Origin of the sequence: Aggregatibacter sp. HMT-949 (assembly GCF_041734645.1) — a bacterium.
Lineage (GTDB): Bacteria > Pseudomonadota > Gammaproteobacteria > Enterobacterales > Pasteurellaceae > Rodentibacter.
Map to the genome: position 1 here is coordinate 1,427,391 of NZ_CP162010.1, position 14,586 is coordinate 1,441,976.

Consider the following 14,586-nt stretch of genomic DNA (forward strand, 5'->3'; position numbering starts at 1 on the left):
GAATGAAACCGATTTTTGCTAAAGCCCCGCCACTGGGCATTCGCTTAATTCTTACAGTAATGGCCTCCATCGGGCTCATACTTACTGACGGGCAAAATTCTATGAGCCAAGCCCGCAGTCTGCTAGAAACGGCGGTGGGCGGTTTGTATTATTTGGCGAACAGCCCTCGCAGCATATTAGACGGCGTATCCGATAATTTAGCGGATACCGGCAAACTGCAAATCGAAAATAAAGTGTTGCGCGAGCAACTACGAGAAAAAAACGCCGATTTATTATTGTTGGATCAACTCAAAGTGGAAAATCAGCGTTTGCGTTTGTTGCTCAACTCTCCGCTGCGTACCGATGAATACAAAAAAATCGGTGAGGTGCTAACGGCGGAAACCGATGTGTATCGTCAACAAATTGTCATCAATCAAGGCGAAAAAGACGGCGCTTACGTAGGGCAAGCGGTAATTGATGAAAAAGGCGTCATCGGACAAATTATTTCCGTCGGTGTAAACAGCAGCCGCGTATTATTGCTCACCGATGTCACCCATTCTATTCCCGTACAAGTGTTGCGTAACGACGTGCGCGTAATCGCCAGCGGTACCGGCCATACCGATGAGCTGACGCTTGATAATGTGCCACGCTCAGTGGATATTGAAAAAGGGGATTTATTGGTTACGTCCGGTTTGGGCGGTCGTTTTATCGAAGGTTATCCGGTTGCCGTGGTGCAAAACGTATCTCGCGACGGCTCGAATTATTTTGCCACCATCAAAGCCAAACCGCTCGCCTCATTAGAACGATTACGTTATGTGCTGTTGCTCTGGCCGAGTAATTCGGATATGTCGAAAGCGAAATCCATATCGCCGCAAGAAGTGCGCGAGTTAGTACAAAAACGCTTAGCAAGCCAATCCAATGAAGGCTCCAATGCGGTGCTCAAAGAGAAGGTCACCGATGAGGAAACACAACCGGAGGCCGGTAAGGAAATCATTGAGGAAATTCCGGCAGAAGCGCCGCAAGAAGAATCGCCTACGCCGGAACAACAAAAACACCGGGAGGAGGACTAATGCAAATTCGTTTAATTTTGCAATGGACGACTATCCTTTTATTTTTCATCATCGCACTGGTGATGGAGCTCGCCCCGTGGCCCACCGGTTTCCAAGCATTTAAGCCTGCTTGGTTGATCTTGGTACTGACTTACTGGATGCTCGCCATTCCGAACAAAGTCAGTATCGGTATCGCTTTTTTGCTCGGCGTCATTTGGGATTTACTGCTCGGTTCCACGCTCGGCATCCACGCCCTAGTATTATCCGTAGCGTTTTATTTCATTGCGAAAAATTATTTAGTACTGCGTAACCTGTCTTTGTGGTTTCAAAGTCTGTTGGTGATTATTTTCGTATTCTTCATCCGCATCGCCATTTTCCTTGTAGAATTATTTCTACACGACGCCGTCTTCAACTGGCAAGAAATCTTCGGCGCCGTCGCTTCCGGCATATTATGGCCGTGGGTATTTTTGCTTATGCGAAAAATCCGTCGAAAAGTGAGATTACATTAATCGACACTAAATTTCGAAGAATAAAAAAACCGAGTGCCATAAAATACGGCACTCGGTTCTTGCTCTCCGGAATAGCTCAAAATTATTTTTTAATCACTATTCTCAACTCAATCAAAAATTATAGACTTTCGGTGAAAGTACGGGTAATCACGTCGCGTTGTTGTTCCGGCGTTAAGGAGTTAAAACGTACGGCGTAGCCTGAAACACGAATCGTTAATTGTGGATATTTATCCGGGTTGTTAACCGCGTCTTCTAAAGTTTCGCGACGCAATACGTTTACGTTTAAATGCTGGCCGCCTTCCACTTTAACAGTCGGCGCAACGTTTACCGGCAATTCGCGATATTCGATTTGACCTAATTCGCTCACCGCAACCACTTGATCTTCGGCAAATTCCCCTTTCGCACATAAACAACGCGCTTCATTGGTATCGCTGTCTAACAACCAAAATGAATTGAGTAAGTTGTCGTTCGCTGCTTGAGTAATTTGAATACCTTTAATCATAAAAGCCTCCTAATTGGCGTTTAAATAATCATAAAAACTGCGCAAATTCTATCAAAAAATTCTAAGACTTCAAATTCTTTTGATAAAGAACAAGTTAGTTTTTCGAACGCTTTTTAACCACATTAATCTAGATTAAATTATTTATTGCTAATGCATTCGCCTGCATACTTTTAATTAACATTTAAGTTACATTTTGATAATAATTTATCTTTCCCGACACGATCCGATTTAGTTTATAATACCGCCGTCAATTTAATTAGGAACGGATTATGAAAACATGGACAGATGTCATCGGCCAAGAAAAACAACAGCCGTATTTTCAACACTGTTTACAACAAGTTCATCTCGCTCGCCAAAGCGGAAAAACCATTTACCCACCACAAGAAGATGTGTTTAACGCATTTAAATACACGGCATTTGACGATGTAAAAGTCGTCATTTTAGGACAAGATCCTTACCACGGTCCAAACCAAGCCCACGGACTGGCTTTTTCGGTAAAACCTGAGGTTGCCATCCCCCCGTCCTTATTAAATATGTATAAAGAACTCGCCGAAGATATTGCCGGTTTTCATATGCCGACAAACGGCTACTTGGTGAAATGGGCAGAACAAGGCGTATTGCTGCTTAACACCGTACTCACTGTGGAACGCGGACTGGCGCATTCTCACGCCAATCTGGGTTGGGAAACCTTTACCGATCGCGTCATTGCAGCACTCAATGAACATCGCGAGAATTTAGTGTTTTTGCTTTGGGGTAGTCATGCGCAGAAAAAAGGTCAAATGATCGACCGTACTCGTCACCTTGTCCTAACAGCACCGCATCCATCGCCCTTATCGGCGCATCGCGGTTTCTTCGGCTGCCACCATTTTTCCCAAACCAACGATTATTTAAAAGCACAAGGACAACAAGCAATTGATTGGCAAATTTAGTCCAAAGGAGAACAGCATGAGCGAAGCCGCGCCCTCAAATAAAACAAAAAACCGTAAAAAAGGCTTATCTATCTTTATCTTATTACTGATTGTCAGCGGTATTTTGGCCGCATTTTATTGGCTCTTTTTTCTAAAAGATATAGAAAGTACGGAGGATGCCTATGTAGGCGGCAATCAAATTATGGTGTCCGGCCAAGTCGCAGGCAATGTGGCGAAAATTAACGTGGATAATATGGACAAAGTGCGAGCGGGCGACATACTTATTGAACTTGATGATACCAATGCCAAACTTAGTTTCGAACAAGCGCAAAGTAACCTCGCCAATGCGGTGCGCCAAATCAAGCAGCTTGAATTTACCGTGCAACAATTGCAAGCCGCGGTGAATGCCAATGAAATCACGCTTGCTCAAGCACAAGGCAATCTTAATCGTCGCGTGCAATTGGAAAAATCCGGTGCGATCGATCAAGAATCCTTCCAACACGCCAAAGAAGCAGTGGCGCTCGCCAAAGCCAACTTGAGTTCATCACAAAATCAGCTGGCGGCCAATCAGGCATTGTTGTTGGCTCGTCCGTTAATGCAACAACCGCAAATTCAAAACGCCGTCGCCGCCGTCAAACAAGCTTGGCTGAATTTGCAACGTACGCAAATTAAAAGCCCGATTGACGGCTACGTGGCGCGTCGCAGCGCCCAAGTGGGACAAGCAGTTTCCGTCGGCAGCCCGTTAATGGCGGTGATTTCCACCGAACAAATGTGGCTTGATGCCAACTTTAAAGAAACCCAACTCACCGACATGCGTTTGGGTCAGCCGGCCGAAGTTCATTTTGATTTGTACGGTAAAGATAAAGTCTTTCACGGTACCGTAGTCGGCATCGATATAGGTACCGGCAGTGCATTTTCTTTGCTGCCATCACAAAATGCCAGTGGCAACTGGATTAAAGTGGTGCAACGCATACCTGTTCGGATTCAGCTCGATGCCCAACAAATCGCCGAAAATCCGCTACGTATCGGTTTATCCGCCACCGTCAAAGTGAACGTAGCGAATAAAGACGGCGCCTTCTTGCGCGAAATCGACGCACCGCGTACGCACTACACCACCGACACGCTGCATTATGATGAAAGTGCGGTGGATAGCCTAATTCAATCCATTATCGAACAAAATCTGCATTAGGGGCGATCATGCAAGCTGCGACTCACGCCCCGATCAAAGGCGGCGCTTTGGTGTTACTCACCCTCGCTCTCGCCCTCGCCACCTTTATGCAAATATTGGATTCCACCATTGCTAATGTAGCGATTCCTACCATTTCCGGTGATCTCGGCGCATCTTTTAGTCAAGGCACTTGGGTTATCACTTCTTTCGGCGTAGCGAACGCCATTTCCATTCCAATCACAGGGTGGCTTGCCAAACGCTTCGGTGAGGTGCGCTTGTTTTTGCTCTCTACCTTTTTATTCGTGATCGCTTCGTGGCTTTGCGGCATTGCGCACAGTTTGGAAATGCTGATTGTTTACCGCATCATTCAAGGCGCTGTCGCCGGCCCGATTATTCCGCTTTCACAAAGTCTATTACTCAATAACTATCCACCGGAAAAACGCGGTATGGCATTGGCATTTTGGGCGATGACCATTGTAGTTGCGCCCATTTTCGGCCCAATTATCGGCGGTTGGATCAGCGACAATATTCATTGGGGTTGGATTTTCTTTATTAACGTACCGATTGGTTTGCTCGTCGTACTGATTTGCTGGAAATTATTAAGCGGGCGGGAAACCGCTGTTTCCCATCAACCAATTGATACGATCGGCTTGATTTTATTGGTGCTTGGTGTTGGTGGTTTGCAATTAATGCTCGATCAAGGACGCGAACTGGACTGGTTTAATTCCAACGAAATTATTCTGTTTGCTATAACGGCAGCGATTTGTTTAACCGCGCTGGTGATTTGGGAATTGACCGACGAGAATCCGGTGGTGGATATTTCGTTATTCCGCTCGCGTAATTTCAGTGTGGGCTGCCTTTGTACCAGTTTGGCATTTTTGGTTTATCTCGGCTCCGTAGTGCTAATTCCGTTATTGCTACAACAGGTTTATGGCTACACCGCCACCTGGGCCGGACTTGCCGCCGCGCCAGTGGGTTTATTCCCGATTTTACTGTCTCCACTAATCGGGCGTTTCGGCTATAAAATCGATATGCGTATATTGGTAACCATTAGTTTCGTGATGTACGCCGCGACCTTCTACTGGCGCGCGATCACTTTCGAACCGAATATGACGTTCGCTGACGTCGCTCTGCCGCAGCTCATGCAAGGGTTTGCCGTGGCGTGCTTTTTTATGCCACTCACCACAATTACGCTGTCAGGCTTGCCACCGCAAAAAATAGCATCGGCCGCCAGTTTATTTAATTTTTTACGCACCCTCGCCGGCTCGATCGGCACGTCTTTAACGACGTTCTTGTGGTATCAACGGGAAGCGATCCATCACAGCCAATTTACCGAATCTATTAATCCCTATAACCCGATTTCGCAGCAGTTTTATCAGCAAATGAATCACTTCGGTTTAAGTGATACGCAAACCTCCGGCTACATCGCACAGCAAATTACTGCGCAGGGTTTTATTTTAAGCGCCAACGAAATCTTTTGGCTTTCTGCCATTTGTTTCCTTGTGCTTTTCATTATCGTTTGGTTCGCCAAACCGCCTTTCGGCACCAAATCAAGATAACACGCTCATCGATTTTAGCACCGCATTGAAGGCCCATAATTAGCGCTTTCCATCCGTCCAAGGTGCGACCCAAAATAAGCAGAGCATACCGGGAATCGCGAAAAAGAAACAAAGCCAAAAATATTGATAATAGCCGAGCGCACTGACGACATAACCGGACAGCATCCCCAAGCCTTTACTCGGCAATGCGGAAAGACTAGTAAACAGGGCAAGTTGAGTGGCGGTGTAAAGCGGATTCGTTTCACGCGCCATAAAAGCTACGAATGCGGCAGTGCCCAACCCTACGCCGATATATTCCGCCGCGATCACCACGCCTAATTTCCACAATTCGGCCGAACCAATCGAATCGAAATGTCCGAACTCGGCTAACCAAATAAAGCCGCCGATAGTCACCATTTGCACTAAACCGAATAACCATAATGCGCGGTTAATGCCAAGTTTCAACATCATCACGCCGCCGGCAAGTCCGGACAAAATGCTCGCCCACAGCGAAGTGCTTTTCACGACCAACGCGATATCTTCTTTGCCAAAACCCATATCGTAGATAAATTTGGTTTGCAGCGTGGTGGCAAAAGAATCACCGAATTTATACAGAAATAAAAATAGCAAAAAACCGATTGCTTGCGCCACGCCCTTGCGTTGGAAAAATTCTTGCAATGGAATCCAAAAGGCTTGGTAGAACGGTTGATTGAAACTCGGTGTGTCAATTTTAGGCTCTTTGGCAAGAAACAGCGTCATAAAAATGCCCACCAGCATACATAGTGCGGTCCATAAAAACACCGTTTCCCAAGGATAAAGGGTCGCCAAATAAAGTGAGAGCCCGCCGGGAATCAAGCCCGCTACGCGATAAGCATTAATATGGATGGTGTTTCCCAAACCGAGTTCGCGATCGCTTAAGATTTCACGGCGATAAGCGTCTAGCACAATATCTTGCGTTGCCGAGAAAAAAGCGATGAGCAAGGCAATGTTCGCCACGACGCTGAGTTGGGTGAGCGGATCAAATAGGCTGATGGCATATAGCAAAATCAATAGTGTCGCTTGAGAAATCAAAAGCCAACTGCGGCGACGCCCCAAAAAACTCGGGAAATAGCGATCCAGTAACGGCGCCCAAAGAAATTTCAAGCCATACGGCAACATCACACCGGTGACTGCTCCGATAAGCTCAATGGAAAGATGTTTATCCGTTAGCCACACCGGTAACATTTGCAATAAGACAAACAGTGGCAAACCTGAACTAAAACCGGTAAACACACAAATTAACATCTTGCGCGTAAAAATTTGGGAGGAGAGGGAATTCGGCATAGAATACGGTCGATTTCGTAATTCAGACGTTTTCATTAATGACACGGGCGGACAGGAGGCGATTTCAATGCGGTGCTCATTTGGCATTACAATTTCGCGCCGCCTCACTCTGCTCCCTCTGTAATCCGTAAATAGAGGGAGCGAGAGTTATTTCGCCTCAATGGAAAAATGAGTCGTGGAAAAGTTAGTCTTTGTACCCTTTTGGATTATTTTTCTGCCAGTTCCATGTATCTTTCATCATTGTTTGAAGATCGCGCTGTGCCGTCCAGCCTAATTCTTTAGCGGCTAAACTTGGATCGGAATAACAGGTGGCAATATCACCCGGGCGTCGTTCGACCAATTTGTAAAGAATTTCGATGCCGTTGGCTTGCTCGAAAGCTTTCACCATATCCAACACTGAATAACCATGCCCGGTGCCGAGATTATAAATATGTAATCCGGCATCATCTTCGTGGCGTTGCAACGCCTTTAAATGACCAACGGCAAGATCCACCACGTGGATATAATCGCGCACGCCGGTACCGTCGTGGGTATCGTAATCGCTACCAAATACGGAAAGTTGTGGCAATTTGCCAATGGCCACCTGGCTAATATACGGCAATAAATTATTCGGAATGCCGTTCGGATCTTCACCAATTAAACCGCTTTCATGCGCACCGACCGGATTGAAATAGCGCAAAATCGTCATGCTAAATTGCGGTTCGGCTTTGGCTACATCGCGTAAAATTTGTTCCACCATGTATTTGGAAGTGCCGTAAGGATTGGTGGTGCCACCCACTTCGCAATCTTCGGTAATCGGCACCACTTTCGGATCGCCATAAACCGTGGCTGACGAACTGAACACGAAATTCCACACGCCTGCTTTTTTCATTTCTTGGATTAATACGATGGTGCCCGCTACGTTGTTCATATAATATTCCGCCGGTTTTTGCACACTTTCACCCACCGCCTTCAAGCCAGCGAAATGAATTACGGAACGAATGCGGTTCTCTGCGAAGATCTTTTGCAACAGAGCTCGATCTAAAATATCCCCTTGATAAAAAATTGCCTCTTTACCAGTAATTTGTTTGACGCGCTCAAGGGATTTCGGTGAGGAATTGCAAAGGTTATCCAATACCACTACTTTCTCTCCCGCGTTTAATAATTCCACAACGGTATGGGAACCGATATAGCCGGCACCGCCGGTCACTAAAATAGCCATTTAATGCTCCTTTATTGTTCGATTAATGGGCAAATTATAACACTATTTTACCCACCAAAAAATTCTCTACTTTTACTGTACGCTATTCGCGGCTCACCGAGGAAACAAAAAAGGCATCCGACGGATGCCTTTCTTTTGGAATACATGGAATTAACGTTCGTCCCAACGTTTAATTGATTCCCGAATGACTTTTTTCGCTTCTTCCACATCGCCCCAATGAGTGACTTTGGTCGAACCGGGCTTTTTCAAAGCTTTGTAGTTATTGAAGTGGAATTCGATTTGTTTGATTAACTGCGCAGGCACATCGGAAAGACTGTTATACGCATTGCCGGTATCGCGATCATCCGCCGGTACACAGACGATTTTATCGTCCACTTCACCATCATCTACGAATTTCATCACGCCGATCACTTTCGCTTCAAGAAAAACACCGGTGGCAAGCGGTTGGCGAGTTAATAACAAAACGTCTAACTCATCACCGTCTTCGTCTAAAGTTTGCGGAATAAAACCGTAATTGGTCGGTTTAGCGAAAATCGCCGGTTCGACGCGGTCTAATTGGAACGCGGCGACCTTACGATTCCATTCAATTTTGAGGCAGCTGCCTTGCGGAATTTCGTTCACCACATTGATAATACCGGCATCCACATCGCCCGGCGTTAAAATTTGATTAAAATCAGCCATTGTTTTTCCTTTGTTTTATTGAGTTAAAAGCGGCAGAAGTATAGCAGTTTTTGCTGAAATTTGCCGCACAAATTTTTAGCAAGAAAACCGTAGGCCAAGTTTAAAAATTGTAAATTGAGAGATTTATAAAGAACCGCGATAGCGCAAAAAACCTTTTAATCTTTATGGATTTACTCGGCATTCCTTTTCTTTTTTACGCCCGCGGCAATCGTAGACAACGTTATTACTGGCGATAATTTTCGAGGAAGCGGGCTAGTTTGCCAATGGCTTCTTCCAATTGATTTACATAAGGTAACGTCACTACACGGAAGTGATCCGGTGAGTGCCAGTTAAAGCCTTTACCGTGCACCAACAATACTTTTTCTTGACGTAGCAAATCCAACACCATTTTTTCATCGCTGTGAATATTGAATTTCTTGATGTCAAGTTTCGGAAACATATACATTGCGCCCTTCGGCTTCACGCAACTCACGCCGGGAATTTGCGTAATGAGCTCGTAAGCCCGATTACGCTGTTCAAGCAAACGCCCGCCCGGTAAAATAAATTCGTTAATGCTTTGATAGCCACCCAGTGCGGTTTGAATCGCATGTTGCATCGGTACCGTCGCACACAACCGCATTGAAGCCAGCATATCCAAGCCCTCAATATAACCTTTGGCATGCTGTTTCGGGCCATTTAAAATCATCCAACCTTGACGGAAACCGGCAACTCGATAAGCTTTTGATAACCCGTTGAAGGTTACCGTTAAAAGATCCGGTGCAAACGCCGCAATATGATGATGCACGGCACCGTCATATAAAATTTTGTCGTAAATTTCATCGGCGAAAATAATCAGATTATTTTCTCGCGCTACTTCCACGATTTGTTCCAACAATTCTTTACTATACACCGCGCCCGTCGGGTTATTCGGATTGATCACCACAATTGCTTTAGTTTTCGGGTTGACTTTAGCTTTAATATCATCAATTGCCGGAAACCAATCAGCTTCTTCATCGCACAAATAATGTACCGCTTTCCCGCCGGCAAGCGTCACCGCAGCCGTCCACAACGGATAATCCGGCATCGGTACCAGCACTTCATCGCCTTCATTAAGCAACGCCTGCATGGACATGGTAATCAATTCGGATACGCCGTTGCCGATATACACGTCGTTTACTGTCGCCCCCTGAATGCCTTTAGATTGGTAATATTGCACAATCGCTTTACGCGCCGAATATAACCCTTTGGAATCGCAATAACCTTGCGCCGACGGCAAATTGCGAATCACATCCACCAAAATTTCATCGGGCGCTTCGAAGCCGAAAGGTGCAGGATTGCCGATATTAAGTTTTAAAATTTTATTGCCTTCCTCTTCCAAGCGTAACGCTTCTTTATGTACCGGCCCGCGAATGTCGTAACAGACGTGTTCCAGCTTGTCGGATTTAGGAAATAATCGCATGGTTGTGTCCTTTTTTTGTTATTTTGAGTGAGAAATGTTCGCTAATTTACGCTGAATTTTTAACCTTGAAAAGATTTTGTAAAAAAATTTTTTGTCACTCGCAAAGTACGGTAGAATACGGGCTAATTTTTGTGTATTAAAAATAATTTACAATGAGCAATTTAAAGCAAGCCGCAAAACGACTCAGTGAGCAAATTACAGATTATTTGCAGCAAAAACAAACTGTTCTTGTGTGTTTTCAAGTAAAAATCAACAATGTCGATTTGTTAGCCTGGTTAAAATCGCAAACAGCTTATCCGCAATTTTATTTGAATTTTCGCGATAAAACGAAAATTCTGGCCGCGTCGGGTAAGGTTCGCGCATTTTCCGATTTAGACGCTGCACAAGAATTTATTGAACAATACGATTATCCTTTAGTCGGCGGCTTGCAATTTCAAGGTTACGGACAATTTGTTTTACCGCAGTTTTTACTGGTGCAAAGTGAAAACAGCACCGCATTGAATTGTTTTGTTGAAGGCGCAGACTCGGCGAGCACCGCATTGGCGGCGCTAAAAACACTGTCGAACACAACACCGCTTAGCCCATTACCCAAACAAATTCCGTTATGCACGGAACGACGCGCCGACCGTCAAACTTGGTGCGATTGGGTAAATCAAGCGCTATTTGAAATCAGACAAGGCAAGCTCAGCAAACTTGTGCTAGCAAACGAAACCCGGCTACACTTAAAACAATCAATCAATGCCTACGATTTTTTAGCGGAAAGCGAAAAATACAATCAAGGCTGCTATCATTTTTTATGGGCAGAAAACCCAAATTCTCAGTTCGTCGGCTCGACGCCGGAACGCCTATTTGTGCGGGAATACAACGTATTTTTAACGGAAGCGTTGGCCGGCACCGCACCGGTTAGCGATGATCCGCAAGAAAATCAACGCCAAGCAGATTGGTTGCTGCGCGATGAAAAAAATCGCAATGAAAATTGGTTGGTGGTACAAGATATTGCACAGAATCTGCGCGATTTGACGGAAACCTTTGAAGTCGGCGAGCTGGAACTCAAACCGCTGCGCAAAGTACAACATTTGCTGCGTAAAATTCGTGCCGACTTAGCCGCCCATTACCAAGATGCCGCTCTACTCAATGCGATTCATCCCACCGCAGCGGTATCCGGTTTGCCACAGCAACAAGCCAAAATGATTTTATCGAAAATCGAAACCTTCGAGCGCGGTTGGTACGCCGGTACTTTCGGCGTAATGAGCAAAACTGATGCAGAATTTTGCGTGGCGATTCGTTCCGCCTTCATTGAATCGCACCGCATTCGCGTGTTTGCCGGTGCCGGTATTGTAGAAGGTTCGCAACCGTTAGAAGAATGGCAAGAAATCGAACGTAAGGCTGCAGGATTAATCTCTTTGTTTGCTAAAAATCAATAATATATTATTTCCTTATCTTCCTCCGTCGGTGGGCAAAGAGCGGAGGAAAATTTTCCTCGGCCTTCGGCGGCATCCCGCGTAAACGAAAGGAGCGAAGAATACTAAGAATAACGGAGAAAAAGAAATGTCTGTAAGCGTGTTTAATCGTTGTTGGTCGAAAGTGATCTTAGAAACTTTGGTACGCCAAAGGGTTACTCACTTCTGCATCGCACCCGGTTCGCGTTCCACCCCATTAACCTTAGAAGCGGTGCGCTTACAAAATGCCGGTCGCGCCACTTGCTATAGCCATTTTGACGAACGCGGCTTAGGCTTTTTTGCGCTCGGCATTGCCAAATCCGTACAAGCGCCGGTCGCCGTCATTGTCACATCCGGTACCGCCGCCGCCAATCTTTATCCGGCCATTGTTGAAGCACGCCAAAGCGGTGTCGATCTGGTAGTACTCACCGCAGATCGTCCGCCCGAACTATGGGAATGCGGTGCCAATCAGGCCATCTTGCAACAAAATATGTTCGGCGATTATCCCGTCGCCAACGTAAACTTGCCTAAACCAAACGCTGACTATTCCGCCCAATGGTTGGTTTCTTATATTGAACAAGCCGCATTCCGACAAAAACAACGACACGGCGTCATTCATATCAACATACCTTTTGCCGAACCGCTTTACGATACTGACGAAAGTGCGGTGGATTGCCACCCTTGGTTGCAATCGTTACACCGTTGGCTGTCGCAAAACAAACCTTGGGTGAAACACGAAGCATTGCAACAAGAAGTGATTCCACACGAAAATTGGGATCATTGGCGCACCAAACGCGGCGTGATTGTGGCCGGACGGCTGCCAACCGAACAAGCCATGGGCATCAACGCCTGGGCGACCGCAATGGGTTGGGTGTTGCTCACCGATATTCAATCCGGTGTAGAGCCTATGATGCCTTACGCCGATATTTGGCTGGCGAACCAAACCGTACGCGAAAAATTATTGCAGGCGGATATTGTGATTCAGTTCGGATCGCATTTTATCAGTAAACGAATAAATCAATTCCTGCAAGCTTTCAACGGGGAATTTTGGCTAGTGGAACAAAGCGACAATGCGCTCGATCCGTACCATCATGCACAAACTCGCTTTAATGCCAAAGCACATCACTGGTTGCGCGCCCATCCGCCGCTTCGCCAAAAACCTTGGTTATTGGAACCGCTTGCGCTGTCCAAATTCTGTGCTGGTTTTATTGAACAGCAAGTCGGTGGCAATTTAAACGAAGCCTCCCTTGCGCATCATATTGAACGCGTGTTGCCTTATAACGGCATTTTATTCCTCGGTAACAGTTTATTCGTGCGCTTGGTCGATGCACTGACCAAATTGCCGGAAGGCTACCCGATTTATACTAATCGCGGCGCCAGCGGTATCGACGGCTTATTGGCGACTGCTGCCGGCATCGCTGTCGGCTCCGAACAACCGGTCGTTGCAATGATTGGTGATACCTCTACGCTTTACGATCTCAACTCCTTGGCATTGTTCAAAAACGTCACTCAACCAACGATTATTTTTGTAATCAACAATAATGGCGGCGCAATTTTCGATATGTTGCCGGTAGACGAAGAAGTGAAAGATCGATTCTATCGCTTACCGCACAACGGCGATTTTTCACAGATCGCGGCCATGTTCGACATAAAATATGCTCATCCTTACACTTGGGCGGATTTAACTAGCGTGTTGAAACAAGCCTACGCGCGCCGTAAAACCACGTTAATCGAAATCAAAACTAATCCGAGCGATGGCAGCAACACTTACAAGCATTTAATCGAACAAATCAGTCACGCCGTTATCGGCGAATAAAAATAAGGGTACGGGCGCCATTAACGATTCTCATCGCGATGCGCCCTTTATTTTATGCTCAACGTTATTTTCCTACACGGCCTGCTCGGCACCGCATCGGACTGGCAAGACATCATCAAAAATCTCACGCAATTTCGTTGCATTGCATTAGATTTACCTTTTCACGGCGCGGCGCAACAAATCGAAGTAACGGATTTTGACGAAGCCACGCAATACCTTGCCAAACAAATTTCCAATGCGGTGCTAAACGAACCTTACGTTCTCGTTGGCTATTCCTTAGGTGGACGACTGGCATTACATTATGCGTTACAATCGAAAGCAGACAAGGGCAAGCTGCGAGCAGTGATTTTAGAAGGCGCCAATCTTGGCTTGAAAACCGAACAAGAAAGGCAAGCGCGTTTATGCCATGACAAATACTGGGCCAAACGATTTGGCAATGAAGCGCCCGAAAGCGTATTGGATGATTGGTACCGGCAGCCGGTTTTCGCCCATTTAACCGAAGCTGATAGAACCGCCTTAATTCAAAGGCGACAAGCCCAATGCGGTGCTAATATCGGCAACATGCTACTTGCCACCAGCCTGGCTAAACAGGCGGATTTCAGTCCGGAAGTGCAATCGAACGCAGAAACATTTTTTTATTTTTGCGGTGAACATGATCGAAAATTCCAAAAGCTGGCGCAAAGTCTGCAGCTCAATCTCACAACAATTCCCGAAGCCGGTCACAATGCCCACGCGGAAAATCCAGAATTTTTTGCTAAAGCGCTCGAAAAATTAATTTTAAAAATTGCTCAAACTTAGAAAACACATGGACTTTCGCCCATTTTTATTGATGAAATGCTTTTATTTTTTCACATGAAGTGAATGAAGACGCTATGCGGCAATGCACCACACAAGCTACATAAAATTTGTTTGATACGATGATATGAATTTTAGTGGCTTCAATGCGGTGCTGAAACCACACCTCTCTGATTTAGAAAGAATAATAAGAGAAATTGCTAAATATTCATTTTATAACAACATGGCGTTTCTCAAATC

13 protein-coding genes are annotated in these 14,586 nt (G+C 45.7%); 8 read left to right on the forward strand and 5 right to left on the reverse strand.

The genetic code is table 11. The features are described from left to right. The first annotated feature begins 2 nt into the window (after positions 1 to 2). Together mreC and mreD are read left to right on the forward strand one after the other, a co-directional pair. The gene (mreC, locus tag AB3F25_RS06620; protein ID WP_373603074.1) at positions 3 to 1,049 is read left to right on the forward strand and encodes a rod shape-determining protein MreC; all 1,047 of its coding nucleotides are present in this window, start codon (positions 3 to 5) and stop codon (positions 1,047 to 1,049) included. Next, positions 1,049 to 1,537: a rod shape-determining protein MreD gene (gene mreD / locus AB3F25_RS06625; RefSeq protein WP_373603075.1), complete on the forward strand. Its 489-nt coding sequence runs from the start codon at positions 1,049 to 1,051 to the stop codon at positions 1,535 to 1,537. Before mreC ends, mreD begins: the two co-directional genes overlap by 1 nt. A 118-nt stretch (positions 1,538 to 1,655) precedes the next feature. On the opposite strand, the gene grcA is transcribed toward mreD, so the two are convergent. Next, complete coding sequence (gene grcA, locus AB3F25_RS06630; RefSeq protein WP_077422719.1) at positions 1,656 to 2,039, reverse strand: autonomous glycyl radical cofactor GrcA; 384 nt, start codon at positions 2,037 to 2,039, stop codon at positions 1,656 to 1,658. 269 nt (positions 2,040 to 2,308) lie between these two features. Between grcA and ung the strand changes: the two genes are divergently transcribed. Genes ung through AB3F25_RS06645 form a run of 3 tightly spaced genes read left to right on the forward strand, consistent with a single transcriptional unit; the run spans position 2,309 to position 5,674 of the window. Continuing rightward, entirely contained in the window at positions 2,309 to 2,968 is a 660-nt protein-coding gene (ung, locus tag AB3F25_RS06635; RefSeq protein WP_373603076.1) for a uracil-DNA glycosylase, read from the forward strand. Positions 2,969 to 2,984: 16 nt separating this feature from the next. Further along, positions 2,985 to 4,136 (forward strand): EmrA/EmrK family multidrug efflux transporter periplasmic adaptor subunit, encoded by a 1,152-nt coding sequence (locus AB3F25_RS06640; RefSeq protein WP_373603077.1) that lies wholly within the window; start codon positions 2,985 to 2,987, stop codon positions 4,134 to 4,136. Positions 4,137 to 4,144: 8 nt separating this feature from the next. Further along, a complete protein-coding gene (locus tag AB3F25_RS06645; protein WP_373603078.1) occupies positions 4,145 to 5,674 on the forward strand; it encodes a DHA2 family efflux MFS transporter permease subunit in 1,530 nt (509 codons plus the stop codon). 39 nt (positions 5,675 to 5,713) lie between these two features. Here AB3F25_RS06645 and AB3F25_RS06650 read toward each other — a convergent pair whose 3' ends face one another. The 4 genes from AB3F25_RS06650 to AB3F25_RS06665 form a co-directional block, all read right to left on the reverse strand. After that, positions 5,714 to 6,937: an MFS transporter gene (locus tag AB3F25_RS06650; protein ID WP_373603079.1), complete on the reverse strand. Its 1,224-nt coding sequence runs from the start codon at positions 6,935 to 6,937 to the stop codon at positions 5,714 to 5,716. Positions 6,938 to 7,160: 223 nt separating this feature from the next. Further along, positions 7,161 to 8,177, reverse strand: coding sequence for a UDP-glucose 4-epimerase GalE (gene galE / locus AB3F25_RS06655; RefSeq protein WP_373603080.1), 1,017 nt, complete (start codon positions 8,175 to 8,177; stop codon positions 7,161 to 7,163). A gap of 150 nt (positions 8,178 to 8,327) precedes the next feature. Continuing rightward, the gene (locus AB3F25_RS06660) at positions 8,328 to 8,858 is read right to left on the reverse strand and encodes an inorganic diphosphatase (RefSeq protein WP_373603081.1); all 531 of its coding nucleotides are present in this window, start codon (positions 8,856 to 8,858) and stop codon (positions 8,328 to 8,330) included. A 223-nt stretch (positions 8,859 to 9,081) separates the two neighbouring features. Next, on the reverse strand, positions 9,082 to 10,296 hold the full coding sequence (locus AB3F25_RS06665; RefSeq protein ID WP_373603082.1) for a pyridoxal phosphate-dependent aminotransferase: 1,215 nt from the start codon (positions 10,294 to 10,296) through the stop codon (positions 9,082 to 9,084). A gap of 152 nt (positions 10,297 to 10,448) precedes the next feature. Between AB3F25_RS06665 and AB3F25_RS06670 the strand changes: the two genes are divergently transcribed. The 3 genes from AB3F25_RS06670 (at position 10,449) to menH (ending at position 14,349) form a co-directional block, all read left to right on the forward strand. After that, positions 10,449 to 11,720, forward strand: a complete 1,272-nt coding sequence (locus tag AB3F25_RS06670; RefSeq protein ID WP_373603083.1) for an isochorismate synthase — start codon at positions 10,449 to 10,451, stop codon at positions 11,718 to 11,720. Between the two features lie 124 nt (positions 11,721 to 11,844). Then, entirely contained in the window at positions 11,845 to 13,551 is a 1,707-nt protein-coding gene (menD, locus tag AB3F25_RS06675; protein WP_373603084.1) for a 2-succinyl-5-enolpyruvyl-6-hydroxy-3-cyclohexene-1-carboxylic-acid synthase, read from the forward strand. Positions 13,552 to 13,605: 54 nt separating this feature from the next. Next, positions 13,606 to 14,349: a 2-succinyl-6-hydroxy-2,4-cyclohexadiene-1-carboxylate synthase gene (gene menH, locus AB3F25_RS06680; protein WP_373603085.1), complete on the forward strand. Its 744-nt coding sequence runs from the start codon at positions 13,606 to 13,608 to the stop codon at positions 14,347 to 14,349. Positions 14,350 to 14,586: the final 237 nt, after the last annotated feature.

Bases quoted from the DNA above. Each gene is read 5' to 3' on its own strand.
- AB3F25_RS06660 (WP_373603081.1), bottom strand. From the start codon at position 8,858: ATGGCTGATTTTAATCAAATTTTAACGCCGGGCGATGTGGATGCCGGT.
- ung (WP_373603076.1), top strand. From the start codon at position 2,309: ATGAAAACATGGACAGATGTCATCGGCCAAGAAAAACAACAGCCGTAT.
- AB3F25_RS06640 (WP_373603077.1), top strand. From the start codon at position 2,985: ATGAGCGAAGCCGCGCCCTCAAATAAAACAAAAAACCGTAAAAAAGGC.
- galE (WP_373603080.1), bottom strand. From the start codon at position 8,177: ATGGCTATTTTAGTGACCGGCGGTGCCGGCTATATCGGTTCCCATACC.
- mreD (WP_373603075.1), top strand. From the start codon at position 1,049: ATGCAAATTCGTTTAATTTTGCAATGGACGACTATCCTTTTATTTTTC.
- grcA (WP_077422719.1), bottom strand. From the start codon at position 2,039: ATGATTAAAGGTATTCAAATTACTCAAGCAGCGAACGACAACTTACTC.
- AB3F25_RS06650 (WP_373603079.1), bottom strand. From the start codon at position 6,937: ATGTTAATTTGTGTGTTTACCGGTTTTAGTTCAGGTTTGCCACTGTTT.
- menD (WP_373603084.1), top strand. From the start codon at position 11,845: ATGTCTGTAAGCGTGTTTAATCGTTGTTGGTCGAAAGTGATCTTAGAA.
- AB3F25_RS06645 (WP_373603078.1), top strand. From the start codon at position 4,145: ATGCAAGCTGCGACTCACGCCCCGATCAAAGGCGGCGCTTTGGTGTTA.
- menH (WP_373603085.1), top strand. From the start codon at position 13,606: ATGCTCAACGTTATTTTCCTACACGGCCTGCTCGGCACCGCATCGGAC.
- mreC (WP_373603074.1), top strand. From the start codon at position 3: ATGAAACCGATTTTTGCTAAAGCCCCGCCACTGGGCATTCGCTTAATT.
- AB3F25_RS06665 (WP_373603082.1), bottom strand. From the start codon at position 10,296: ATGCGATTATTTCCTAAATCCGACAAGCTGGAACACGTCTGTTACGAC.
- AB3F25_RS06670 (WP_373603083.1), top strand. From the start codon at position 10,449: ATGAGCAATTTAAAGCAAGCCGCAAAACGACTCAGTGAGCAAATTACA.